The sequence below is a fragment of the Lentzea pudingi genome (genome assembly GCF_014646255.1).
In the GTDB taxonomy this organism is placed as follows: domain Bacteria; phylum Actinomycetota; class Actinomycetes; order Mycobacteriales; family Pseudonocardiaceae; genus Lentzea; species Lentzea pudingi.
Window position 1 is genome coordinate 43,747 of the sequence record NZ_BMNC01000016.1, and the last position, 24,851, is coordinate 68,597.

23 protein-coding genes are annotated in these 24,851 nt (G+C 68.3%); 13 read left to right on the forward strand and 10 right to left on the reverse strand.

Annotation, left to right across the window (positions count from 1 at the left end):
• Positions 1-307 precede the first annotated feature (307 nt).
• A complete protein-coding gene (locus IEY88_RS35915; RefSeq protein WP_189159375.1) occupies positions 308-1,528 on the reverse strand; it encodes a DUF4142 domain-containing protein in 1,221 nt (406 codons plus the stop codon).
• A gap of 273 nt (positions 1,529-1,801) precedes the next feature.
• Between IEY88_RS35915 and IEY88_RS35920 the strand changes: the two genes are divergently transcribed.
• The 3 genes from IEY88_RS35920 (at position 1,802) to IEY88_RS35930 (ending at position 5,566) form a co-directional block, all read left to right on the forward strand.
• On the forward strand, positions 1,802-2,329 hold the full coding sequence (locus IEY88_RS35920; protein ID WP_189159376.1) for a sigma-70 family RNA polymerase sigma factor: 528 nt from the start codon (positions 1,802-1,804) through the stop codon (positions 2,327-2,329).
• A gap of 2 nt (positions 2,330-2,331) precedes the next feature.
• Positions 2,332-2,778, forward strand: a complete 447-nt coding sequence (locus tag IEY88_RS35925) for a zf-HC2 domain-containing protein (RefSeq protein ID WP_189159377.1) — start codon at positions 2,332-2,334, stop codon at positions 2,776-2,778.
• Between the two features lie 247 nt (positions 2,779-3,025).
• Positions 3,026-5,566 (forward strand): BREX system ATP-binding domain-containing protein, encoded by a 2,541-nt coding sequence (locus IEY88_RS35930; protein WP_189159378.1) that lies wholly within the window; start codon positions 3,026-3,028, stop codon positions 5,564-5,566.
• 233 nt (positions 5,567-5,799) lie between these two features.
• On the opposite strand, the gene eda is transcribed toward IEY88_RS35930, so the two are convergent.
• Together eda and edd are read right to left on the reverse strand one after the other, a co-directional pair.
• On the reverse strand, positions 5,800-6,423 hold the full coding sequence (eda, locus tag IEY88_RS35935) for a bifunctional 4-hydroxy-2-oxoglutarate aldolase/2-dehydro-3-deoxy-phosphogluconate aldolase (protein WP_090073250.1): 624 nt from the start codon (positions 6,421-6,423) through the stop codon (positions 5,800-5,802).
• A gap of 448 nt (positions 6,424-6,871) precedes the next feature.
• Positions 6,872-8,728 (reverse strand): phosphogluconate dehydratase, encoded by a 1,857-nt coding sequence (gene edd, locus IEY88_RS35940; protein ID WP_189159380.1) that lies wholly within the window; start codon positions 8,726-8,728, stop codon positions 6,872-6,874.
• A gap of 227 nt (positions 8,729-8,955) precedes the next feature.
• Here edd and IEY88_RS35945 point away from each other — a divergent pair, with 227 nt between their 5' ends.
• The 4 genes from IEY88_RS35945 to IEY88_RS35960 all read left to right on the forward strand — a co-directional run bounded on the left by IEY88_RS35945 (position 8,956) and on the right by IEY88_RS35960 (position 12,721).
• Positions 8,956-9,246: an Rv0250c family protein gene (locus IEY88_RS35945; RefSeq protein ID WP_189159381.1), complete on the forward strand. Its 291-nt coding sequence runs from the start codon at positions 8,956-8,958 to the stop codon at positions 9,244-9,246.
• An 86-nt stretch (positions 9,247-9,332) separates the two neighbouring features.
• Entirely contained in the window at positions 9,333-10,097 is a 765-nt protein-coding gene (sdhC, locus tag IEY88_RS35950; RefSeq protein WP_189159382.1) for a succinate dehydrogenase subunit SdhC, read from the forward strand.
• A gap of 9 nt (positions 10,098-10,106) precedes the next feature.
• Entirely contained in the window at positions 10,107-11,975 is a 1,869-nt protein-coding gene (locus tag IEY88_RS35955) for a fumarate reductase/succinate dehydrogenase flavoprotein subunit (RefSeq protein WP_189159383.1), read from the forward strand.
• Positions 11,972-12,721, forward strand: coding sequence for a succinate dehydrogenase/fumarate reductase iron-sulfur subunit (locus IEY88_RS35960; protein WP_189159384.1), 750 nt, complete (start codon positions 11,972-11,974; stop codon positions 12,719-12,721). Before IEY88_RS35955 ends, IEY88_RS35960 begins: the two co-directional genes overlap by 4 nt.
• Here IEY88_RS35960 and IEY88_RS35965 read toward each other — a convergent pair.
• Complete coding sequence (locus IEY88_RS35965) at positions 12,708-13,364, reverse strand: response regulator (RefSeq protein ID WP_189159488.1); 657 nt, start codon at positions 13,362-13,364, stop codon at positions 12,708-12,710. The two genes, IEY88_RS35960 and IEY88_RS35965, sit on opposite strands and share 14 nt — an antisense overlap.
• A 125-nt stretch (positions 13,365-13,489) precedes the next feature.
• Here IEY88_RS35965 and IEY88_RS35970 point away from each other — a divergent pair, with 125 nt between their 5' ends.
• Complete coding sequence (locus IEY88_RS35970; protein ID WP_189159385.1) at positions 13,490-13,762, forward strand: hypothetical protein; 273 nt, start codon at positions 13,490-13,492, stop codon at positions 13,760-13,762.
• A 66-nt stretch (positions 13,763-13,828) separates the two neighbouring features.
• On the opposite strand, the gene IEY88_RS35975 is transcribed toward IEY88_RS35970, so the two are convergent.
• The 4 genes from IEY88_RS35975 to IEY88_RS35990 form a co-directional block, all read right to left on the reverse strand.
• Positions 13,829-14,719, reverse strand: coding sequence for an amino acid ABC transporter permease (locus tag IEY88_RS35975; RefSeq protein WP_189159386.1), 891 nt, complete (start codon positions 14,717-14,719; stop codon positions 13,829-13,831).
• Complete coding sequence (locus tag IEY88_RS35980; RefSeq protein ID WP_189159387.1) at positions 14,716-15,363, reverse strand: amino acid ABC transporter permease; 648 nt, start codon at positions 15,361-15,363, stop codon at positions 14,716-14,718. The genes IEY88_RS35975 and IEY88_RS35980 overlap by 4 nt, the downstream gene beginning before the upstream one ends.
• Positions 15,364-15,443: 80 nt before the next feature.
• Positions 15,444-16,334 carry a glutamate ABC transporter substrate-binding protein gene (locus tag IEY88_RS35985; RefSeq protein ID WP_189159388.1) on the reverse strand — a complete coding sequence of 297 codons (891 nt, stop codon included), beginning with the start codon at positions 16,332-16,334 and terminating at the stop codon, positions 15,444-15,446.
• A 39-nt stretch (positions 16,335-16,373) separates the two neighbouring features.
• Complete coding sequence (locus IEY88_RS35990) at positions 16,374-17,102, reverse strand: amino acid ABC transporter ATP-binding protein (RefSeq protein ID WP_189159489.1); 729 nt, start codon at positions 17,100-17,102, stop codon at positions 16,374-16,376.
• Between the two features lie 159 nt (positions 17,103-17,261).
• On the opposite strand from IEY88_RS35990, the gene IEY88_RS35995 reads away from it, so the two are divergent.
• Complete coding sequence (locus IEY88_RS35995; protein WP_189159389.1) at positions 17,262-17,936, forward strand: response regulator transcription factor; 675 nt, start codon at positions 17,262-17,264, stop codon at positions 17,934-17,936.
• A gap of 57 nt (positions 17,937-17,993) precedes the next feature.
• Positions 17,994-19,379 (forward strand): sensor histidine kinase, encoded by a 1,386-nt coding sequence (locus IEY88_RS36000; RefSeq protein WP_189159390.1) that lies wholly within the window; start codon positions 17,994-17,996, stop codon positions 19,377-19,379.
• On the opposite strand, the gene IEY88_RS36005 is transcribed toward IEY88_RS36000, so the two are convergent.
• Entirely contained in the window at positions 19,380-20,294 is a 915-nt protein-coding gene (locus IEY88_RS36005) for a TAXI family TRAP transporter solute-binding subunit (RefSeq protein ID WP_229694077.1), read from the reverse strand.
• Between the two features lie 130 nt (positions 20,295-20,424).
• On the opposite strand from IEY88_RS36005, the gene miaB reads away from it, so the two are divergent.
• Genes miaB through IEY88_RS36020 form a run of 3 tightly spaced genes read left to right on the forward strand, consistent with a single transcriptional unit; the run spans position 20,425 to position 23,267 of the window.
• Complete coding sequence (gene miaB, locus IEY88_RS36010) at positions 20,425-21,906, forward strand: tRNA (N6-isopentenyl adenosine(37)-C2)-methylthiotransferase MiaB (protein WP_189159391.1); 1,482 nt, start codon at positions 20,425-20,427, stop codon at positions 21,904-21,906.
• Between the two features lie 26 nt (positions 21,907-21,932).
• Positions 21,933-22,382, forward strand: a complete 450-nt coding sequence (locus IEY88_RS36015) for an Rv2732c family membrane protein (protein WP_229694078.1) — start codon at positions 21,933-21,935, stop codon at positions 22,380-22,382.
• A gap of 45 nt (positions 22,383-22,427) precedes the next feature.
• On the forward strand, positions 22,428-23,267 hold the full coding sequence (locus tag IEY88_RS36020; RefSeq protein ID WP_189159393.1) for an RICIN domain-containing protein: 840 nt from the start codon (positions 22,428-22,430) through the stop codon (positions 23,265-23,267).
• A 78-nt stretch (positions 23,268-23,345) separates the two neighbouring features.
• On the opposite strand, the gene IEY88_RS36025 is transcribed toward IEY88_RS36020, so the two are convergent.
• Positions 23,346-24,695, reverse strand: a complete 1,350-nt coding sequence (locus tag IEY88_RS36025) for a DUF349 domain-containing protein (protein WP_189159394.1) — start codon at positions 24,693-24,695, stop codon at positions 23,346-23,348.
• Positions 24,696-24,851 lie beyond the last annotated feature (156 nt).

A 24,851-nucleotide genomic window follows, 5' to 3' on the forward strand; every position in this document is an offset into this window, starting at 1 on the left:
CGAGCAGCCTCTGGTGGCCGTGCCGAAGTCCGCGTAGGCCGACTTCTGCACCGCGTACTGGTGTGTGAGCGAACCCTGTCGTGCTCGTCTGCGAAAGCCCGCGCCGGTGTTGCTGTCTCGGCCCGCTTGCGCGTTCACCTTCGTTATGTCAACCCGGCAGCGCGTTGACCTGGCCCTTAGCAATGACTCTTTGGACTTCGTCGTCAAAAGAGTCATTGCTAAGGGCGTCGATGACGCTCCAGCGGGCCGCTGGGAACTGATATATCGGTTGGCGAGGGCGGCAGCCGATATATCAGTTGGCGGACTGTCAGCGGCGGTGTTCTCCGTGGTGGCCGATCGCCCGGACCAGCCAGAGGGTGCCTGCGGCGGCGACCACCAGGACGGCGATACCGGTGAGGAAGCCGACGCTCGTGGACGAGTCGTCGGGTTGTGGCGACGAGCCGCTGTTGGATTGCGTCTGCTGGGCGATGGGCGGGGTGTTGGTCATCTGCAGTGAGTTCGCCTTCACCAGGCCGGTGCCCTCCAGCAGGAGCATGTGCTTGAGCAGGAGGGTCAGGGCGGTCTGCGAGGCGATGCGGGCGGGAAGGCTCTTGGTCGTCGCGCGGGCGTGGGCGACCTGCGTGATGAGTGAGCCGTCGGCGGCGCGGGACAGGTTCGTGTACATGTCGTCGAGCTCCTCGCCGGAGCTGGACGAGATGGCGTTCGCCCACGACTTCTGTTCGGTGGTCGGTTCGACGGGGAGGTCCACGCCGATCTGGCGAGCGGCCTCCGTGACCGCCTGGGCCATCTGGGTGTGCTCGGCGGCGAGCTGACCCGCGACCTTGCGGACCTTCGCGTCACGGGCGCGGTCCGAGCTCTCGCGGCTGGCCGGTTTCTGCCAAAGCGAATGCTGGGTGAGCAGTACGAGCAATTCGCGGTCCGACGGTTCGATGTTCTGGCCGATGACGCGGACCGCGTTCACCTGTGCCTTGGCGGTCACCAATTCGAGTGCCGACGGGTCGACCCTGCCGGTGTTCTCCAGGACCGTCATTGTACGAATCAGCATTTGCACCGTCTGGTGGGCGAGTGTGCGAATTGTTGTGTTCTGTGTCGTCGCCCGCGTTTGCACGGACATCACGAGAAGGCCGCCCTGCGTCTGCCGGACGATCGTCGCGTAAGCGCGGTCGTGGTTGTCACCGGTGCGTTCGGCCATCTCATCGATGAGTGACTGGTGTTCACTGCTGACGTCGTTCGGCAGAACCACGCCCAGTTGTTCGGCAGATTTCAGGAGTTCGACGTCGAGTCGTGAGTGTCCTTCGAATATGTCCCGCCCGGCGTTGCTCACGCTCGCATTCGTCGAACGCGTGGGAGCTTCTTTGCTCACCGGCACGAGCCACGAGTTTGCTTGGCGCAGAGATACCATGAATGAGCGGTCTGACGGTTGCACTTCTGTCGATTGCGCATTGGCCGGGACGGCTCCGATGAAAGCCCCCAGAAATACGACAGACAGGATGGCGAACAGCGCTGCGTGCTGCCCCAGCGTGTCCAATCGGTGACGCATAGTGCCCGTTCCCTCCCGCGATCGAGCTGCCTTCGAAGGGAGATACGCGCAGGTGAAGTCAGGGTTCATCCGACATGCGCAGATGCTTATGTGACGTGGATCACAGGGCTGTAGGCGAACCATTGGGACTGAATTTACGTACCCGAGAGGTTTTCGTGTTCGCGATGTACTATCTGGACGATTCCGTGCTCGGCCGCTGAGTCGCTAGGACTGCCGCCCGAAGCGAACCCGTCGCCGATATCTGGGGAGGTCGTCAGCTTCATGGGTGATCAGGGCAAGGTCGCACACGCCCAGCAGGACGAAGAATTGCTCACGTTGCTCTACGGGCAGTTCCAGCGGATGTTGTTCTCGCAGGTCCTGTGCCTGACCAACTACGACCGCCAGTGGACGGAAGACGTCGTTCAGGAGACGTTGATCAGGGCTTGGCAGAACTCCGCACACCTTGTTCGTGAACCGGGTATGTTGCGCGGCTGGCTTTGTACTGTGGCTCGTCGCATTGTGATCGACGGATGGCGAAGCCGGCAGGCGCGCCCGCAGGAAGTCGAATTGTTACGTCCGGACATCGCCGAATCTCCGGACGACACAGAACAGACACTTTCGGTGATGGTCATTACCGACGTAGTACGCCAATTGAGTGAAGAACATCGTGCGGCTATCTACGAAACGTATGTCATGGGACGAACGGTGAGGGAGGCCGCGATCGTTCTCGGAGTACCGGAAGGAACCGTCAAGTCCCGGCTTTACAAAGCGATGCACACGATCCGCCGGGCGCTGCAGGACAGGAGCTAGTGATGGTGACCCGTCAACCACATCACGAGCACGCGGGAGCAGGACCAGACCAAGATCAGAGTCAGGACGACGACAACCGCGCGGACCAGGAAGGTCCGTGCGGTGATGTGGCGGCGTACGCGCTGGGGGTGCTGGACCCGGCGCAGCACGTGAGCTTCTCCCGGCACCTAGCCGGGTGCGAGGACTGCCGGCGTGACGCGGCCGACTTCGGCATGTTCGCGCCGGTGCTGCGGCCGGTGCTGACCGAGAACCCGCCGGGCGTGCCCGGTTCGTGCCCGATCGCTCGCAGCATCCTGGTCGTGGCGGCGGGCGTCGTGGTGGCCATCGCCGCGGTGCTCTCGGTCGTGGAGTCGCTGTCCTCGCACGTCGACACCCCTGTCGACGTAGGCAGTCTCACGCGCGCTATAACCACTTACGAAGAGCGGTTTCCGCTGGTCGGACGCATGTGAGTCCTGATGGGAGCCAGCGAGCAGACGGGCGAGGCGCACCCATGCGCGCATCAGCCCGGCGAAGATCATCGCTCGCTCCAGCACTCCCACTCCGAACCATCCCGCGAACGGCCCACGGTTCCGCCAGCCGTTACCTGTGGGTAAGTTTGCCCGACGACGAAGCGCAGGTCTCTACGGTCGCCACCGAAGGAACACCGAAACCTTCGACCTGCGGTCCTCTCGGTACCGAAGGCAGGGGCAGACAGAGGTGACATCTCCACTACTCGGCCGGGACGCGGAACTCGCGACTCTCGGTCGCTTGCTGGACGACGCGGTCCAGGGCACCGGCTCCTGCGTCGTCGTCACCGGCGGGTTCGGCATCGGCAAGACGGCGGTGCTCGACGCGCTCGCCGCCGAGGCCCGCGAACGCGGCTTCACCGTCCGGCTGGCCAAGAGCGCCCGGCTGGAGAGCCACCTCCCCGGCGCGGTGGTGCGCCAGCTCGCGCCGTGCCTCGCGAACGAACACGACCTGGAAGAGCTGTACGCGCGCGCCGCGAACTCCGCGCGCAAGGGCCCGATCCTGATGGTCATCGACGACGTGCACGTCGCCGACACCTTCTCCAAGCGCGCCCTCGCGTACCTGCGCCCGCGGCTGCAGGAGATGCCGGTCGTCATCGCGCTCGGCGCGTCCCAGGGTTACTTCTCCACCGACGAGGTCACGCTGCCCGAGATCGCGGGTGCCCACCCGCACCGCCTCGACCTCGACGGCCTCGACGTCGCCGCCGTCGCGAGCCTGACCGAGAACCTCCCGGCCCGGGACCCGAAGCGCTGCCACGAGCTCACCGGCGGCAACCCCTACCTGCTGCAGGCCCTGCTGCGCGAGGAAGGCGAGGGTTCCGCCGCCGTCGGCGAGATGATCGGCATGCGGCTGCGCGAGTACACCGGAGCCGCCGAGGTCGCGCGCTCCGCCGCGGTGCTGGACGGCGACGCCGGCCTCGAACTGCTCTCCGCGCTCACCGGTTTCGACGCGCTGCCCGCCGTCGACATGCTCGTCCGCCTCGGCGTGCTCGCCGACACCGACCCGCTCACGTTCCGGCATCCGTTCGTGCGCAACAGCATCCTCGCTGACATGCCGATCGCGGTCCGGTCCGCCGCGCACTCCCGCGCGGCGTGGCTGCTGTTCGAGTCGGACGCCCCGGACGAGCGCGTCGCCGAGCACGTGCTGAAAGCCAGGTCGGTGCGCCTGCCGTGGTCCGTCGACCTGCTGCGCGAGGTCGGCGGCGTCGAGCACCTGGAACGGGCGCTCGAGGAACACCTGTCCGACGAGGACCGCCTCGCGATCGAGGTCGAGCTCGGACACACGGAACACCTGCAGGACAACGCACTGGGCCGCGACCGGGTCCGTGACGCGCTGGTGCAGTGCGAGGACCCGCACCTCGCCGCGAACGTCGCGCTCGCGTTGATCCAGCGCATGTGCACGGGTTCGGACGCCCACTTCGCCGTCTCGCTCGCGATCATGGTCGTCGCCCGGTTGCTGCCAGAGGACCGCGACATGGTCTGGAACCTCGTCTGCACCACGTACCTGCTCGCGGCGAACCGCAACGCGCACATGGCCAACTGCGCCGGCAAGTACTTCGAGGACCTCGTCGGAGACGTCCCGCAGGACCCGAACCTCCAGCGCGCGCGGTCGGCGTTGCTCGCCGTCGGCAACGCCCGCAGCGGTGACTCGTACCCCGAAGCCGTCGAGTACGCGCTGGAAGCGCTCGAAGGCGAGTGGATCGACGTCTTCGGCGCGTCCTACGTCTTCACGTTCCTGGTGCCGGTCCTCGGCGACAATCCCGAGCACATCAACAAGTTCTGGCTCTCGCACAGCACCGCGCCGGTCTCGCACGACCCGCACCTGCGCCGCGGGATGCTCAGCATGATCGCCCGCGCCTCCGCCTTCCACAACGGCGGCGACCTGGCGCGCGCGTACACGTTCCTGACCCCGCCGGTGTCGACGGGCAACATCGACTGCCCGGCCGTCGTGCTCGCGACCGCGAAGCTGGCCGAGGTCTGCATCGAGATGGGACAGTTCGACGAGGCCGCCCCGCTCGTCGTCGAGGACGGCGATCTGTTGCAGCACATCAACATCGTCTACGCCCGCGGCCGGCTCAAGCTCGCGTCGTGCCACGCGGAGGGCGGGCTGGAGGACCTGCTGGAGGCAGGCCGCCGGCTTGCCAGCCGCGAGATGCCCAACCCCGCGCTGATCGCGTGGCGGCACCACGCCGTGCGCGCGCACTTGGCGCTGGGCAACCGTGACGACGCGGCCCGGCTCGCGCACGAGGAACTCGACCTGGCCAAGCGGTGGGGTTCCCCGAGGGTGATCGGGACGGCGTTGATGAGCGTCGGCATCAGCACGGACGACATCGACGTCCTGACCGAGGCCGAACAACTCCTCGCCTCGTCACCGCACCGGCTGCTGCACGCCCAGTCGTCGTACTGGCTCGGCCACCACCTGCGCCGCAAGGGCCGTGCCGACGCGGCCGCGGTGCACCTGCGGCAGTCGTTCGAACTGGCCCGGCGCCTGAGCGCGCACCCTCTGGCCAAGCTCGCGGGCGACGAGGTCCGCGACGAGGACGACCAGGTGCAGGGCCTGACCAAGCAGGAGAACCGGGTCGCCCGGATGGCGGCGCAGGGCCTGACGAACCGGCAGATCGCCGAAGCCCTGCACCTCACCCGGCGCACGGTGGAACTGCACCTGTCGAGCGCTTATCGCAAGCTCGGCATCACGGGACGAGCCGAGCTCGTCGCCGCCTTGTGGTCCTGACAGCGACCATCAGACCTACCGGCGAGACGCCGAGTGCGACCGTGCACATCGTACTGTCCATGATGGACTCGATTGACGGAAGCGTTGCGTGGTAAGGGGAATCTTGGGCTGATTGCCGGACGCGCGCTTCCCGACCTTGACAGTTCGAGACCGGCGTCGCCTCCCGTTGGGGTGAAGGATCCAACGTGGTGGGACGCCGGTCTCGTGGTGTGAGCTGGACTTCCGGTCCGCGATTAGCCGAGCTGCGAAGCCTCACGGGCAAGGGTCTCGATGCGGTCCCAGTCGCCCTGCACGAGGGCGTCCTTCGGGGCCAGCCACGAACCGCCGACGCAGCCGACGTTCGGCAGCGCGAGGTAGTTCGGCGCGGTCTGCGGGGTGATGCCGCCGGTCGGGCAGAACCGCACGTGCGGGACCGGGCCACCGATCGACTTGAGGTAGTCGACACCGCCCGCGGCCTCGGCGGGGAAGAACTTCAACGCGGTCAGCCCGCGCTCGGCGAGCCGCAGCACCTCGGACACCGTCGCCGCACCCGGCAGGTACGGCAGCCCGGTCGCGTCGGCGGCGTCGAGCACCCGGTCGGTCGTGCCGGGGGTGACGAGGAACGCCGCCCCGGCCTTCGCCGCCTGCTCCGCGTGCTCCGGCGCCGTGACGGTGCCCGCGCCGATCACGATCTCCGGGACCTCGCGCGCGACGTTCTCGATCGCGGCGAGCGCGGCGGGGGTGCGCAGCGTGAGCTCGATGACGCGGACGCCACCGCGCAGCAGTGCCTGGGCGAGCGGCACCGCGTGGTCGGCGTCGTCGACCACGACGACGGGGATGACGGGCGACAGACCGAGGAGGTCCGCGCCGGTGGTCACCCGAAGATTGTCACCGTTGGTCACTGCTGCTCTCCTTGCCGAAATTGGGTCGAATCTAGGGGATCGAAAACCGATATATCGCATATTGCCGGTCGGACGCTCGGGCTGCCGTGACTCGTGAGCACCCCGTCTCGCGCCCTCACTGTGCCTGCTGCCGCTCACCCGGATGCAAAAAACGTTTGCGGACGAAGTCAAAAGACTCATTGCAATGGCATCCGGGTTGGCGGCGTGAAGGTACGTGCGGCTGGGCGGGGCGCGGTCGGGCAAGTCAACAGGCCTGCGGTTGGGCAAGCCGACAGGCCTGCGGTCGGGCGGATGGGACGGACTAATCGGGCGTCGCCGCCCCTTTGCAATGGGTCTTTTGCGGACGAAGTCCAAAGAGTCATTGCTAAGGGGCAGGTCAGCGGTGGTGCATGAACCAATATATTGGTTGCAGCGGGTGCAACGGCTAGTGGTGGGTGACCGGGGCGAAGTGGTCGGCGGTGATCGGCCCGAACACCGTGGCGCCGCGGTCGGCCGGTCCGACGCTGCGGCGGAGGGCGGCGAACAGTTCGCGGCCCGTGCCCATCCACTCGCGGCTGGTCGGCGGGAAGTCGACCAGGGGACGTGTCGCCAGTTCCTCCGCGGGCACCTGGACCTCCAGGGTTCCGGCGGTGGCGTCCAAGCGGACGACGTCGCCGTCGCGCACGCGGCCGAGTGGGCCGCCGACCGCGGCTTCCGGGGTCAGCTGGATCGCCGCCGGGATCTTGCCCGAGGCGCCGGACATGCGGCCGTCGGTCACCAGCGCCACCTTGTGGCCGCGGTCCATCAGGACGCCGAGCGGCGGGGTGAGCTTGTGCAGTTCGGGCATGCCGTTGGCCTGCGGGCCCTGCTGGCGGACCACCACGACGACGTCGCGGTCCAGTTCGCCCGCCTTGAAGGCCTCCTGGAACGCCTCCTGCGTGGTGAACACGCGGGCCGGGGCCTCGACGACGTGGTTCTCCGACGCCACGGCCGAGACCTTGATGACGGAGCGGCCGAGGTTGCCGGAGAGCATGCGCAGGCCGCCGTCGGAGGCGAACGGGTCCGAGGCGGGGCGCAGGACCTCGAGGTCGAGTGAGCGGCCGGGGCCGTCGACCCAGATCAGTTCGCCGTCGGCCAGCATCGGTTCCTGGCGGTAGCGGTCCAGGCCGAAGCCCGCCACGGTGGTGACGTCGGCGTGCAGCAGGCCCTCGTCGAGCAGGGTGCCCACGACGAACTGGACGCCGCCGGCGGCCTGGAAGTGGTTGATGTCGGCGCTGCCGTTCGGGTAGACCCGCGCGATCAGCGGTACGACGGCCGACAGGTCGTTGAGGTCGTCCCAGCTCAGTTCGATGCCCGCGGCGGCGGCGATGGCGACCAGGTGCATCGTGTGGTTCGTGGAGCCGCCGGTGGCCAGCAGCGCGACCACGCCGTTGACCACGGCCTTCTCGTCGACGACGTGCGCGATCGGGGTGTAGCCGTCGCCCTTGGCCATCTCGACGGCGCGTCGGCCGGCGTGTTCGGTCAGCGCGCGGCGCAACGACGTGCCCGGCGGGACGAACGAGGCTCCCGGCAGGTGCAGGCCCATGACCTCGACGACCATCTGGTTCGAGTTCGCGGTGCCGTAGAACGTGCAGGTGCCGGGGGAGTGGTACGAGGCGGCCTCGGCCTCCAGCAGGTCGTCACGGGAGGCCTTGCCCTCCGCGTAGAGCTGCCGGACGCGGGCCTTCTCCTTGTTCGACAGGCCGGACGACATCGGGCCCGCGGGCACCAGGATCGACGGCAGGTGCCCGAACGACAGCGCGCCGATCAGCAGGCCCGGCACGATCTTGTCGCACACGCCCAGGAGCACCGCGGCGTCGAACATCTCGTGCGACAGAGCCACGCCGGTCGACATGGCGATGACGTCGCGGCTGAACAGCGACAGCTCCATGCCCTCGCGGCCCTGGGTGATGCCGTCGCACATCGCCGGCACACCGCCGGCGAACTGGGACACGCCGCCGACGGCGCGGACCGCGTCCTTGATCCAGGCCGGGTACTCCTGGAACGGCTGGTGCGCCGACAGCATGTCGTTGTAGGACGAGACGATCGCGACGTTGGACTTGCGCAGCGCGCGCAACGCGGCCTTGTCGCCGCCGGTGATTCCGGCGAAGCCGTGCGCGAGGTTGCTGCAGGCGAAGCCGGACCGGGACGTTCCGTCCTGCGCGGCGGCGGCCACGCGCTCGAGGTACGCGCGGCGGGAATCGGCGCTGCGGGCGGCGATCCGGCGTGTCACCTCTGTCAGAACAGGATGCAGTTCGGTCATGGGGGTCTCCGGGTCATCACGGGCCGTGGTGGGGCCCTTACGAGACGACAACGGTGGCGTCCCACGGACGGGCGTGACGCCACACACAATAAGTCATGGCTGGTCGTAGGCACAAAAACGATTCAGTAACTGGTCTGGAACCAGTTTTGAATCTTGGCGTGTGGTGCTTGTCACATGGCTTGAGATTGGGCAGAGTGCGGGGCACGACCTTGGAACGGAGGTGTCCCATGACGTCCACGGAGATCGTCGAGCTGCGGCGGGTCATCGGTCAGATGCGGCATGCCGTCAGCAACCTGCGCGCCAGGTACGGCGACGTGGCAGCCGTACAACGTCTTGCCAACGACGTAGAACGCATGGACATCGACGCCACCGAACTCGTCGACCTGAGCACCCCGAGGCAGCGCGAAGCGCCTCAAGTGGAACGCGAGGTCGTGGTCGTGCCCGACACGCCCTACGACGAGTCGCTCTGGAAGGACGCGGACGACGAAGGACTCGGTGGGTACCGGCACCGGACCTGACCCAGTCCGAATTCACGGCCCTCGCAGTCAGCGGGGGCCGTTACGCGTTTCCTCCACAACGACGTGGACCCCCAGAAAGGTGACCAATGGCGAGGGCAGAGATCGCCGCCAGGACTCTGCGCACGGACCGATGGTGGTTGCCGCCGCTGACGACATTCGTCGGCCTGCTGCTCATCTCGATCTACGCGGCGTTCCGCACGTTCCAGGGGGACTACTACTGGGTCGACCAGTACCACTACCTCACACCGATGTACTCGCCCTGTCTCACGGAGGAGTGCGTCCCCGCGGCATCCCACTTCGGTCAGTGGTTCCCGGCGCTGCCCGGCTTCCTGACACCGCCGCTGCTGATCATCCCGTTCCTGCTGGGATTCCGGATCACCTGCTACTACTACCGCAAGGCCTACTACCGCGCGGCCTGGGCGTCGCCGCCCGCGTGCGCCGTGGCCGAGCCGCACAGCAAGTACACCGGTGAGACCAGGTTCCCGCTCATCGCGCAGAACCTGCACCGCTACTTCTTCTACGCGGCGTCACTCCTGCTGCTGATCAACATCTACGACGCGGTCCTCGCGTTCGGGACCGGCGTCGGTCTGGGCAACATCATCCTGCTGGTCAACGTCGGCCTGCTCGGCGCCTACACGCTGTCGTGCCACTCGTGCCGCCACATCGCGGGCGGGCGGCTCAAGCACTTCTCCAAGCACCCGGTCCGGTACTGGACGTGGACGCAGATCTCGAAGCTGAACAACCGGCACATGCAGCTCGCGTGGGCCTCGCTGATCTTCGTCTGCCTCACGGACCTGTACGTCGCGCTGGTCGCCTCGGGAACGATCTCCGACCTCCGCTTCATCAACTAAGGAGTGGTTTTGCCCGAGCTGGAAAGGCATTCGTTCGACGTTCTCGTGATCGGCGCGGGTGGCGCCGGTCTGCGTGCCGCGATCGAGGCCCGTGAGCACGGCCTGCGCGTCGCCGTTCTCTGCAAGTCGTTGTTCGGCAAGGCCCACACCGTCATGGCCGAGGGTGGCATCGCCGCCGCCATGGGCAACGCGAACGAGAGCGACAACTGGCAGGTCCACTTCCGCGACACCATGCGCGGCGGCAAGTTCCTGAACAACTGGCGCATGGCCGAACTGCACGCACAGGAAGCGCCGCAACGGGTCTGGGAGCTCGAGACCTACGGCGCGCTGTTCGACCGCACCAAGGACGGCCGGATCTCGCAACGCAACTTCGGCGGCCACGAGTACCCGCGGCTCGCGCACGTCGGCGACCGCACCGGGCTCGAACTGATCCGCACGCTGCAGCAGAAGATCGTGTCGTTGCAGCAGGAGGACTTCAAGGAGTTCGGCGACTACGAGGCACGCCTGCGGGTGTTCCAGGAGTTCACCGTCACCGACCTCGTCAAGGACGGGGACAGGATCGCGGGCTCGTTCGGCTACTGGCGCGAGTCCGGCCGGTTCGTGCTGTTCGAGGCACCCGCGGTGATCCTCGCGACCGGCGGCATCGGCAAGTCGTTCAAGGTCACCTCGAACTCCTGGGAGTACACCGGCGACGGCCACGCGCTCGCGATGCGCGCCGGTGCCTCGCTGATCAACATGGAGTTCATCCAGTTCCACCCCACCGGGATGGTCTGGCCGCCGTCGGTCAAGGGCATCCTCGTCACCGAGTCCGTCCGCGGTGACGGTGGTGTGCTGCGGAACTCCGACGGCAAGCGGTTCATGTTCGACTACATCCCCGAGGTGTTCAAGGACAAGTACGCCGACAACGAGGAAGAGGCCGACCGCTGGTACACCGACCAGGCCGGCAACCGGCGCCCACCGGAACTGCTGCCGCGTGACGAGGTCGCCCGCGCGATCAACTCCGAGGTCAAGGCGAACCGGGGCTCACCGCACGGCGGAGTTTTCCTCGACGTGTCCACGCGTCTGCCCGCCGAGGAGATCCGCCGCCGGCTGCCGTCCATGCACCACCAGTTCAAGGAACTGGCCGATGTGGACATCACCGCGCAGCCGATGGAGGTCGGCCCGACCTGCCACTACGTGATGGGCGGCGTCGAGGTCGACCCGGACACGGGGTCGTCCTCGGTGCCCGGTCTCTACGCGGCCGGCGAGGTCTCCGGCGGCATGCACGGCTCGAACCGCCTGGGCGGCAACAGCTTGTCGGACCTGCTCGTCTTCGGACGCAGGGCGGGAGCCGGGGCCGCCGAGTACGTGCGGGCGATGACCGAACGCCCGACGGTGTCGGAGGACCTCGTCGGCGAGGCACGTGCCACCGCCCTCGCACCCTTCCAGCAGGAAGGCGGTGAGAACCCGTACACGCTGCACATGGAGCTGCAGCAGTCGATGAACGACCTCGTCGGCATCATCCGGAAAGCCGGTGAGATGCAAGAGGCGTTGCAGCGGCTGGAGAAGCTCAAGGAACGCGCCCGGTCGCTGACCGTCGAGGGCCACCAGCAGTTCAACCCCGGCTGGCACCTCGCCCTCGACCTGCGCAACATGCTGCTGGTGTCGGAGTGCGTGGCGAAGGCGGCACTGCTGCGCACCGAGTCCCGCGGTGGCCACACGCGCGACGACCATCCCTCGATGGACGCCGAGTGGCGCAGGAAACTGCTGGTGTGCAAGGCCGAGGGAGACGGCGCCACCGTCACCGAGAAGCCGCAGATCCCGATCCGGCACGACCTGCTGGACCTGTTCGACCGCACCGAGCTCGAGAAGTACCTCACCTCGGAGGAGTTGTCATGAGCTACCAGGGGAAGTTCCGGGTGTGGCGCGGTGACGACTCCGGCGGCGGGCTGGAGGACTTCACCGTCGAGGTCAACGAGGGTGAGGTCGTCCTCGACATCATCCACCGGCTGCAGGCCACGCAGGCCCCGGACCTCGCGGTGCGGTGGAACTGCAAGGCCGGCAAGTGCGGCTCGTGCTCGGCGGAGATCAACGGACGGCCGCGGCTGCTCTGCATGACCCGGATGTCGATCTTCCAGGAGTCGGAGACGATCACGGTCACGCCGATGCGGACGTTCCCGATCATCCGCGACCTCGTGACCAACGTGTCCTTCAACTACACCAAGGCACGCGAGGTCCCGTCGTTCGCGCCGCCGAAGGACCTGGCGCCGGGCGAGTACCGGATGCAGCAGGTCGACGTCGAGCGCTCGCAGGAGTTCCGCAAGTGCATCGAGTGCTTCCTGTGCCAGAACACCTGCCACGTGGTGCGTGACCACGAGGAGAACAAGGAGGCGTTCTCGGGGCCGCGGTTCCTCATGCGGGTCGCCGAACTGGAGATGCACCCGCTCGACACCGCGGACCGCGTCGACCAGGCGCAGGACGAGCACGGGCTCGGGCTGTGCAACATCACCAAGTGCTGCAGCGAGGTGTGCCCCGAGCACATCCACATCACCGACAACGCGCTCATCCCGATGAAGGAGCGCGTCGCCGACCGCAAGTACGACCCGATCGTCTGGCTCGGCAACAAGCTGTTCAGGCGGTCCTAGCGAGAGCCTGCGGTATGACCAGCCCGGACTCGTACGCCATCACCACGGCCTGAGCCCGGCTGGTCAGCCGCAGCTTCGTCATCACGCGGTTGAGGTGCGTCTTCACCGTGCCCTCCGTGACCGTCAGCTTGCCCGCGATCGCCGTGTTCGTCAGTCCCGTGCCGACGAGCCGGAGCACCTCGCGTTCGCGGTCCGTCAGCTCTTCCAGCCCGATCGCACTCCCCGGCGAAGCACCCGTGTCGCCCTTCAGGTAGGCCGCCACGAGCCTGCGCATCACGGTCGGGCCGAACTGCATCTCACCTGAGGCCACAGCGGTGATGGCGGCGATCAGGCGGGCCGGTTCGGACTCCTTCAGCACGAACCCCGCCGCACCCAGCCGCAACGCCTCGTGGACGTGCTCGTCGAGATCGAACGTGGTCAGCACCAGCACCCGCGCGGACGCCGCGACGCGTTTGAGCGCGGCCAGCCCCGGCAGGCGGATGTCGAGCAGGATCACGTCCGGTCTCACCGACTCGGCCAGCGCGGACGCGGTGGCACCGTCCCCGGCCTCGCCGACGACGGTCAGATCTGGTGAAGCGTTCAGCAAAGCGACCAGGCCCGCACGGAACAACGGCTGGTCGTCGACGACAAGGACGCGCGCCACAATGCCCCTCACTCATGTGACGTCACCGCGGTAGATCCCCCACCACGAGCGTACCGCGAAAGTTGACGGGAGATCCACTCTTCGTGCGACGACCGGGTTCCGCTCCCGTCGATACGTTCCGGCGCATGCGCACCGCATCGGCCGACCTGCTCGCCGTCCGCACGATCACCGTCGACGGCTCGGACGTCTACCTCCGGGTCACGGCCAGTCCCGTCGACCTCGCGATCCGGTGGTCCCGCGAAGGCGACCTCCGGGTGGCGGGCAGCCCCGTGCTGTTCCGCGCCGGGGACCGGTCGCGCCGGCTGCTCGGCACGAACTTCCGCGCCGGCACCACGTTCTGCCTCGACGTCGTGGGGGAGGCGGGGGACTGGTGCGGTGTCGTCGACTGGAACGTCTGATCTCCCGGCGAGACGACGAACGGGGCGTGTCCGATGTGGACACGCCCCGTTCCGCTCGTGCGGAGGTCAGACGGTGACACCGCCGACCGCGGCGGAGGCGTTGCCGAGCTGGACCTGCCCGGCGTCGTCGTTGTCGGTCTTGATGACCTTCTTGTTGCGGCGGTTGCGCTTCTCCAGGTACGTGGCGAGCCACGTCAGCAGCAGGCACATCCCGATGTAGATCAGGGCGACCACGATCATCACCGAGATCATCGGGCGGCCGAAGTTCACCGCGTCACCACCGATGAGCGTGCCCCACCGCAGCAGTTCCTCGAACGTGATGAGGAAGCCGAGCGCGGTGTCCTTCAGCAGCACGACGAGCTGGCTGATGATGGTCGGCAGCATCGCCCGCAACGCCTGCGGCAGCAGCACGAACGTCATCACCTGCGTCTTGCGCATGCCCAGCGCGTACGCGGCCTCGGACTGCCCCTTGGGCAGCGAGTTGATGCCGGCGCGGAAGATCTCCGCGAGCACCGAGCCGTTGTACAGCATCAGACTGACCACGACCGCCGTGAACGCCGACATCTTGATGCCGGTCGAGGGCAGGCCGTAGTAGAAGAAGAACATCATGATCACGAGCGGGATCGCGCGGAAGATCTCGACGATCACCGCCGCGGGAGTGCGCACCCAGGCGTGGTCGGACAGCCGTGCCGCCGCGAAGAGCGCACCGAACACGAGCGCCAGCACCGCGCCGATGGCGAACGCGGACAGCGTGTTGCCGATCGCCTCGAGCAGCGACAGCTGGATCTGCTTGTAGTTGATCCAGTCGAGCCGGCGGGCGGTGAACTGCTCGGTGGCGATGAAACGCATGACGACGTACGCGACCGCCGCGAGCGCCACCGCGATGCCGGCGACGGCCAGGATCTTGTGACGCACGCGGGCCTTCGGGCCGGGAACGTCGAACAGCACCATGCTCATCGGGCCACGCTCCACCGCTTCTCGAAGACCTGCTGGACGTACGTCAGCGGCATCACCAGGACGACGAACCCGATCGCCACCCAGATGAGTCCGAACAGGACGTTGTCACCCTGCTCCGACAGCGCGTCGCGGATCGAGCCCGCCTGGGGGACGGCGAAGCCCGAGGCGACCGTCGTGTTCTTCAGCAACGCGATCATGGTGCTCGTCATCGGCGGCACGACGGAGCGCAACGCCTGCGGCAGCACGACGTTGCCGAGCATCTGCGTGAACGTGAGACCGAGCGCGCGCGACGCCTCCGCCTGCCCGACCGGCACCGTGTTGATGCCCGACCGCACCACCTCGCAGACGAAAGCCGCGGTGTAGAGCGTCAACGCGACGACGGCCGCGGTGTAGGGCTCGATCCTCAGGATCTCGAGGAGCGGGTACGCGAAGAGGAAGAACACGAACACCAGCGTCAGCGGCGTGTTGCGCAGCACCGTCACGTAGGTCGCGCCGATGGCCCGGAAGACCGGGACGGGGCTGACCCTCAGCGCGGCCAGCAGCGTGCCCAGCACCAGCGACAGCACCGCCGAGATCGCGAAGAGCTGGAGGGTCTGGCCAAACAGGCGCAGGAAGAGTTCTAGGTTGTTGGTGAGGACGCTCATCGGTTTCCTTGCCGTCCGTCCGCCTTCAAAGGAACGGCCGGTGGATCCACGTGGGATCCACCGGCCACGTGACTAGCGCGTCAGTAGCGGTCGATCGTCGGCTTCTGCGCCGAGGAACCGGACTTGCCGAGCGTGCCGTCGTAGATCTTCTGCCAGTCGCCACCGTCCAGCGCGGCCTGCAGGATGTCGTTCACCTTGCCGCGCAGGGCGTCGTCGCCCTTGGGCAGGCCGATGCCGTAGGGCTCCTTGGAGAAGGTCTTGCCGACGACCTTCAGCTTGCCCTCCTCGGCGGAGGCGTAGCCCTTGAGGATCGCGTCGTCCGTGGTGACCGCGTCGACCTCACCGTTGAGCAGCTTGGTGACGCACTGCGAGTAACCCTGGAACTCCTGGATGTTCTCGGGCTCGGTGTAGCCCTTCTCGCGGATCGTCTTGATCGGCGTCGAGCCGGTGACCGAGCAGACCTTCTTGCCCTTGAGGGTCTCCGGGCCGGTGATCGAGGAGTCGTCCTTCTTCACCAGCAGGTCCTGGCCGGCGACGAAGTACGGGCCCGCGAACGCGACCTTCTCCTTGCGACCGGCGTTGATCGTGTAGGTGCCGACGTAGTAGTCGACGTCACCGTTGATCAGCGCCTGCTCGCGAGCGGCCGACTGGATCGTCTTGAACTGGATCTTCTCGGGGTCGAAGCCGAGCTTCGCCGAGACCAGTCGCGCGATGTCGATGTCGAAGCCGCTGTACTTGTTCGTCGTCGGGTCCTTGTAGCCCAGACCCGGCTGGTCCTCCTTGACCCCGACGATCAGCGAGCCGCGCGTCTTGATCTTCTCGAACGTCGGCGAACCCTCGACCTTGACGTCCTTCGCGACGTCGAACACGCCGGCGGGCGCCGGCGTCTCGCCGGGGCCACCTTCCTTGCCACACGCGGTCAGGGCCAGTGCGCCCGTGAGCAGCACCGCCGCAAGGGTGCGAACCCTCATCGTCCTTCTCCTGCCATTCGTTCGAAAGTGGGCTGACTACTAGTGAGTCAGGATCTTGCCAAGGAAGTCCTTCGCGCGGTTGGACTTCGGGGCCGAGAAGAACTCTTCCGGGGTGGAGTCCTCGACGACCTCACCGTCGGACATGAAGATCACCCGGTCCGCGGCCTTGCGGGCGAAGCCCATCTCGTGGGTGACGACCAGCATGGTCATCCCGTCCTTGGCCAGGCCCGTCATGACGTCCAGGACCTCCTGGACCATCTCGGGGTCGAGCGCGGACGTCGGCTCGTCGAACAGCATCACCTTGGGCTTCATCGCGAGCGCGCGGGCGATCGCCGCGCGCTGCTGCTGCCCACCGGAGAGCTGAGCGGGGAACTTGTCGGCCTGGTTGGCGATCCCGACCCGCTCCAGCAGTTCCATCGCGGTCTTGCGGGCGTCGGCGGCCGGCGTCTTGCGAACCTTCATCGGCGCGAGCATCACGTTCTCGCCGATGGTCTTGTGCGCGAAAAGGTTGAAGGACTGGAACACCATGCCGACATCGGCACGAAGGCGGGCCAGTTCTTTTCCTTCGGCGGGAAGTGGTTGCCCGTCGACCTCGATGACGCCCGAATCGATCGGCTCGAGGCGGTTGATGGTCCGGCACAGGGTCGACTTACCGGAACCCGACGGCCCCAGCACGACCACGACCTGCCCCTTCGGCACTTCCAGCTGCACGTTCTTGAGCACGTGCAACGGGCCGAAGAACTTGTCCACACCCGCCACACGAATCATCGGCGGGGCAGAGGCGGCAGTCATCCAGTCCTCCATTTGGGGTCGTCGGCGTTGGCGGAAACCTAGGTGTCCGCCACCACACCAGTCCAGGACATTGAGCAAGACTTAGGGTCTCAACTCTGTCACAGGCAGACATCGGTTGCCCGGGAGGTAGCGAAAGTGCGCGTGCTGCTCGTCGAGGACGACGACAGGGTCGCCGAGGCCTTGGTCCCAGCCCTGACCAGACGGGGTTTCCACGTGGACCGGCAGGCCACGGGCCGCGGCACGCTCGACCGCCTCACCGGCGTCGACGTGGTGCTGCTCGACCTCGGCCTGCCCGACATGGACGGTGTGACGCTGTGCCGTGCCATCAGGGCCGCGTCGGACGTCGCGATCATCGTGGTGTCCGCGAGAGGGGAGATCGACGACCGGATCCTCGGCCTGCACGCCGGGGCCGACGACTACCTCGTCAAGCCTTATGACGTGGGAGAACTCGTCGCGCGGGTGCACGCCGTGAGGCGGCGCCGCGGTGCCGACCCGGTCGGTGTGGGCGCGGTGTCCACAGAGGTGTTCGAGACCGGCGACGTGCGGGTCGACCTGGGGCGTCACGAGGTCACGGTCGCGGGGCAGTCGGTCGCGCTGTCCCGCAAGGAGTTCCAGGTGCTCGCGCTCGTGATGGCCGCGGGTGGCGCGGTGTGCACGCGGGAGCGGATCCTCGCCGAGGTGTGGGGCCGCACGTGGTCCGGTGCGAACCGGACGCTCGACGTGCACGTCGCCACGCTGCGGACGAAGCTCGGCAGGCCCGCGTTGCTGGAGACCGTGCGGGGCGTCGGCTATCGGCTGGGGCAGGTGTGATCTCGATTGGGTGATCTTGTTCCGTCGGCGTGTCGCGATCGGGTGGGGTGACGGGCTGTGAGGTCTCGGCTGCTGGGCGTGGTGCTCGCGCTGATCGTGCTCGTCCTGGTGGGCCTGGGCGTGCCGCTGGGCCGCGGTGTGGCGGCCGCGGAGCAGCAGGAGATGTTCCTCGACCGGCTCACCGACACCAGCCGGTTCGCGTCGCTCGCGCAACGGCCGTTGATCGACGACAGCCCGCACCTGCTGAGGCCGGAACTGGAGCGCTACGACGAGCTGTACGACATCGGCGTGGCCGTGGTGGCCCGCGACGCGCCGACCGTGCCGGTGGTGGCGTCGCGCAACGACCTCGCGCTCGGTGACAACGCCGTGCAGGACCTGGTCAGCAAGGCGCTGGCCGGGCGCCTGCCGGTCGCCCCGCCGCTGTTCATGCCGTGGAGCGACACCTCGGTCGTGCTCGCCGAGCCGGTGCTGGTCGACGGTGAGGTGCGCGGCGCGGTGATCACGTTCTCGCCGACGGCCAAGACCCGGTTCGAGGTGCTCGCCTGGTGGGCGTTGCTGCTCGCGGCGAGCCTGCTGGTGCTGGCGCTCGCGGTGCTGCTGGCGCTGCCGGTGGTGCGCTGGACGCTGCGGCCGGTGCAGGCGCTCGACGACGCGACGGGGAAGCTCCTCGCGGCGGTGGTGTCGGGCCGGCCGGTGCCCCCGGTGGGCGCGGAGTCCGGTCCGCCGGAACTGCGCCAGCTCTCGCGGTCGTTCGACCAGATGGCCGCGAACGTGAGCGATGTGCTTGCCGCGCAACGGGCCTTCGTCGCCGACGCCTCGCACCAGCTGCGCAACCCGTTGACGGCGCTGAAACTCCGGCTGTCCAACCTGGAGGGTCACGTCGACGCGGAGGCGGAGGTGCACCAGGTCGAGGCGCTGAGCGAGACCGACCGCCTCAACCGCATCCTCGACGAGCTCCTCGCCATGGCACGCGCCGAGTCGAGCTCCGTGGACCCGGTCCCGGTCGACGTCGACAAGTCCGTGGCGGCACGGCTCTCGGCGTGGTCGTCGGCCGCGGCGGCGAAGGAGGTCCACCTCGTGCTCGACGGGGAACGGGTCGGCATGGCCCTCGTCCCGCCGCGCGGGGTCGAGACGATCCTGGACGCGCTGCTCGACAACGCGCTGAAGTTCACCGCGGAGGGCACGCTGATCGTGGTCGACGCCCGCAAGACCGGCGGGATGGTCCGGCTCTCCGTCGCCGACCACGGGCCCGGCCTGCAGGCCGACGAGCTCGAACGGGCCACCGACCGGTTCTGGCGCAGCCCGGCCCACCAGAACGTGCCGGGCTCCGGGCTGGGGCTCTCGATCGTGCGGCTGCTCGTCGAACGCGTCGACGGCACCGTCGACCTCGAGTCCCCCGCGGACGGCGGCCTGAAGGTCGTGATCACACTTCCGGCGGTCTGATCAGACCTTGGCCTCGCGGTAGTAGCGCATGGCGCCGTTGTGCAGCGGCACCGGCGACGTCTCGATCGCGGACCTCTGCTCGATCGTGCGTGCCGCCGAGTGCGCCTTCACGAGGTCGGGCTGCCCGTCGAACAGCTGCCGCACCAGCGCCTCGGCCACGTCGTCGGGCATCGACTCGGTGACGAGCAGGAAGTTGCGCACCACCAGCGTGATGACCGGGCCGGAGCGCAGGTTGTAGATCGAGGCGGGCAGCGTCGCCGACCCGTACACGGGGTACTGCTGGCGGAACGCGGGCAGCTCGTCCTTCAGGTCGAGCATCCGCACGCCGAGACCCTTGGTGAGGTCGGTGATCCGGCTCGTCGGCAGGCCGCCCGACCAGAAGAACGCGTCGATCCTGCCCTCCTGCATGGCCTGCGCCGAGTCGTCGAGACCGAGGTTGACGGCCTGGGGCGTGACGTTGCGGGCCCGCAGCAGCCGGCTCGCGATGATCTCGACGCCCGAGCCCGTCGCGCCGATCGACACGCGCAGCCCCGACAGCTCGCCGAGCTTCGTCACCGGCAGGTCGGCGCGGACGATGACCTGCAGGTAGTCGTCGTGCATGCGGGCCAGGGCGCGCAGCTTCGAGGCGCCTTCCATGCCCTCGACGGCGTCGGCCTGCGAGAAGCCGACCTCGGCCTGGCCGGTGACGAGCCGGGTGACGTTGTCCTTCGACCCGTCGGTCCGGACGACCTGGGGCCGCGCGATGCCGAGACGGCCGCTCCAGATGTCCGCGAGACCGCTGCCGAGCGCGTAGTAGACGCCGGTCTCGCTGCCCGTCGCCATCGTGATCTTGATGTTCGACACCGAGCTGCTACAGCCCGTCAGGACCGTTGCGGCGGTCAGCAGGCTCACGGCGACATGCACTCGTCCGAACACCAGCGCATCGTGCCACGGGGGCGGGCGGGGCCTGCACCCGACGAAGGTCCTGCCTGGTCAACGCGCGGATGGGGCCGCCTTTGCCCGGTCCGCGAGACTCGGGCGTGTGACCAGGAGTTATCGTGTTCGTGTGAGTACCGCGCAAGTTCGCAAAAGCTTCCAGATCCGCACGTTCGGGTGTCAGATGAACGTGCACGACTCCGAGCGTCTCGCCGGTCTGCTGGAAGACGCGGGCTACGCGCGTGCCACCGAGGACGAGCAGGCGGACGTCGTCGTCTTCAACACCTGCGCGGTCCGCGAGAACGCGGACAACAAGCTGTACGGCACGCTCGGCCACCTCGCCCCGCAGAAGGCGGCGAAGCCCGGCATGCAGATCGCCGTCGGCGGCTGCCTCGCGCAGAAGGACCGCAGCGAGATCGTCCGGCGCGCGCCGTGGGTGGACGTCGTGTTCGGCACGCACAACATCGGGTCGCTGCCGGTGCTGCTCGAACGCGCCCGCCACAACTCCGAGGCGCAGGTCGAGATCCTCGACTCGCTCGAGACGTTCCCGTCGGCGCTGCCGGCCGCGCGCGACTCCGCCTACTCGGGCTGGGTGTCGATCTCGGTGGGCTGCAACAACACCTGCACGTTCTGCATCGTGCCCTCGTTGCGCGGCAAGGAGAAGGACCGCCGTCCCGGCGACGTGCTCGCCGAGGTGCAGACGCTCGTCGACGAGGGTGTGCTGGAGGTGACATTGCTGGGCCAGAACGTCAACTCCTACGGCGTCGAGTTCGGCGACAGGCTGGCGTTCGGCAAGCTGCTGCGCGCCTGCGGCGAGATCGACGGGCTGGAGCGCGTGCGCTTCACCTCCCCGCACCCCAAGGACTTCACCGACGACGTCATCGCCGCCATGGCCGAGACGCCCGCCGTGTGCCACAGCCTGCACATGCCGCTGCAGTCCGGTTCGGACCGCCTGCTCAAGGCGATGCGCCGCTCGTACCGCACCGAGAAGTACCTGGGGATCATCGAGAAGGTCCGTGCCGCCATGCCGGACGCCGCGATCACCACGGACATCATCGTCGGCTTCCCCGGTGAGACCGAGGAGGACTTCCAGGGCACGCTCGACGTGGTGCGCCAGGCCCGTTTCTCGTCGGCGTTCACGTTCCAGTACTCGAAGCGCCCGGGGACCCCGGCCGCCGACCTGCCGGACCAGCTGCCCAAGGCCGTCGTGCAGGAGCGCTTCGACCGGCTCGTGGCGCTGCAGAACGAGATGACGCACTCGTTGAACATCGAGCAGGTCGGCCGCACGGTCGAGGTCCTCGTCGCGACCGGCGAGGGCAAGCGCGACGCCGCGACGCAGCGCATGAGCGGCCGCGCGCGCGATGGCCGTCTCGTGCACTTCACGCCCGGTGCGACCGTCCCGCGTCCCGGCGACGTCGTCGAGACCGTCGTGACGTACGCGGCCCCGCACTACCTCGTCGCGGACGGCGAACCGTTGACGTGGCGCCGCACCAAGGCCGGTGACCGTTCCGAGGCCGGCATCAAGCCCAAGACCGCGGGCATCGGCCTGGGCCTGCCCTCGTTCGGAGCGCCCGCGCCGCTGCCCGCTGTCTCGGGGTGCGCGGCCCAGTGAGCGACCCAAGAGAATCGGACGACTTCTTGCGCAAGGAAATCGACTCGGTGGAGCACGAGGCCGCAAAGCGCATCGACCCCGGCACGGGCGCGCTGACGATCTCGATCGCGGTGCTCGCGATCCTGGTGTCGCTGGTCCTGCCGTGGATCGGCGAGTACACGGGCCTGCAGGTCGTGCTGGGCGAGTCGGCGCTGTTCCTCCCGAAGCTGTTCTCGTACCTCGCTCTCGGCATCGGCGTGGTCGGTTCCGGCGTCACGCTCGCGGTGCGGCGCTGGGGACTCACGTGGGTGTGCTCGCTGGGGTTGTTCGCGGGGTCGATCATCGGTGTGCTGTCGATCTGGACGCAGCAGACGACGACCAGCAACAAGACGATCGGTCCCGGGCCCGGCATCGGGCTGATCATCGCGGTGATCGCCGTGATCGTCCTGCTGGTCAAGTGGGTGAAGATCGCGGCCTCGCGCCCGCCCCAGCTGTGACGTGACGGCGGTGATGAATCACCGCGCGCCCTCGATTCGCTGGGCGTGACGGATGCGGTCGACGGCAACGCGAACACCACGCACGGTGACAACAGCGGCACCATCGTGCAGGCGCACTCGGTGTACCTGGGCGGCCGGAAGAAGCTGCCGCCGTTGGCTCGCGCCGCCATCGTCATCGGCGTCGTGGTCGTACTGGCCGTGTCGGTCGTTGTCGCCGTGTACCTGAAGCAGGACGCCGGCCAGCAGGCCGCCACTGACCCGCCTGCGTCCACTCCGCCGTTGCTCTCCACCGCCACCACGGCACGGAGTTCGTCGTCGGCGACGGCCACCTCCGCGGTGGTCGTGGTCCCGGTGCGGACCGATCGGCCGACCGTGAAGCCGGTGCCGGCACCTACGACCCTGGCGGTGCCGCCGCCCCCTCCTCCCGCGCCGGGGCCCGGGCCGGTGAAGCCCGCGACCGACGGGCCGGGCTACCTCGTGCCCGCCGGCAACGACCAGAGGGCCGCGGACTTCTACCAGAACAGCTGGAACGACGTTGTGATGTGGGAGCGGCACCCGGCGAGCGACGGCACGAGCTACCAGCCGTTCTGGGCGCGGGAGTTCTCGGACGCGGACCACGGTGTGTTCCGCATCCGCAACCAGCGGGGCAACCTCTGCATGGAGCGGGTGCACCAGGAGAACTTCGGCGAGCACATCAAGGCGAACGCGTGCTCGTGGGGCAACGACGCCCAGCTGTGGCAGGTCGTGAACACCCACCAGCTCGCGCACGTGACGTCCGGCCGTTGCCTCGGAACGGCGAACGACGGGTCGTACGCCGACGGCACCTGGTTGATCGTGTCGCTGTGCACGGGCCGCGACGACCAGAAGTGGCGCATCGCCCGTTAGAACCTGTAACGACTGAAGGCCCCTCTCCCGAACGGGAAAGGGGCCTTCAGTCACATCTTCGAGAAGACGTCAGAACCTCTAGCGGGTCGCCAGGGCCTGCTCAGCGGCGGCGAGCCACTCACGCCACTGCGCGGCCTGTGCCTCGGCCTGCTCGGTGCGGCGCTTGTCGCCCGCGGCACGGGCCTTCGCGGCCTGCGCCTCGAACTGCTCCACGCGCTCGCGGAACTGGGCCACGCGGGCCTCGGCCTCGGGGTCGGACCGGCGCCACTGGGCGTCGACCGCGCCGCGGACCCGCTCCTCGATGGCGCGGAGCTTGCCCTCGAGGTCGCGGATGCGCTCACGCGGCACCTTGCCGATGGCGTCCCAGCGTTCCTGGATCTTGTAGAGAGCGTTGCGCGCCGCTTCGAGATCGCCCGACGGGTCGATGCCCTCGGCCTCGGCGAGCAGCTCCTCCTTCAGCTTCGCGTTGGCCGAGAACTCGGCGTCCCGCTCGCTGAACGCCTCGGAACGCTTCTGGAAGAACGCGTCCTGTGCCGCCCGGAACCGCTGCCACAGCGCGTCGTCGGCCTCCTTGGGCGCACGCCCGGCGGCCTTCCACTCGACCATGAGCTCCTTGTAACGACCGGCCGTGGGGCCCCAGTCGTCGGAGTCGACGAGCTTCTCGGCCTCGTCGACGAGCGCCTGCTTGGAGCCCTTCGCGACCGAACGCTGGCGGTCGAGGTCCGCGAAGTGCGAGCCGCGACGGCGGTTGAACGCGTCACGGGCCTTCGAGAACCGGCGCCACAGCTGCTCGTCGGTCTTGCGGTCGACGCCGCGGATGGTCTTCCACTCGTCGAGGATCTGACGCAGCCGGTCGCCCGCGACCTTCCACTGCGTCGACTCGTTCGCGATCGACTCGGCCTCGTCGACGAGCGCCTGCTTGCGCGCCACGGACTGGGCTCGGGCGGCCTCCTTGGCCTCCTTCGCCTTCTCCATGCCGGCCTCGGCCTGCACCAGCACGTGCTCGACGCGGGCGGCCAGCGCCTTCAGGTCGCCGACGACGGCGGCCTCGGCGAGCTGCTCCTTGACGTGCTTCGCGCTGGTCAGGGCGTGCTTGGGGTCGCCGGCGCCGGTCTTGAGCCGCGACACGAGCAGCTCGACCTCGGTGCGCAGGTCGTCGAAGCGCCGCGCGAAGTGCGCGAGACCCTCGACCGGCTCACCGGCCTGCCACGACCCGACAGCGCGTTCGCCGTCCTCGGTCTTCACGTACACGGTGCCGTCGGCGTCCACGCGCCCCCAGCGGTCAGGGTGGTCCGACGCCACGGGGACGGCCGGAGGCGACGCCTGCGGCGGGGTCTCCTTCGGCGTTTCCTCGACCCCACCCTCGGCTGCGACCGCCACTGGAGCGGTCTCGGCCACGGCCTCCGGTGTGCTGTCCTGCTCCGACATCGCCGGTTCCTCCCATCTGACGCCCGTGCCTGCCACGGGCGCCCCGCCAGAAGCGGGGCCGATGCAATACGGGCGCTGGAGGGTCTCCCGTCCCCAGTTCCCCGCGCGCATTCAAACAGGTCAGAGCTCGACTCGGTACTGGGAGTCCACGATAGG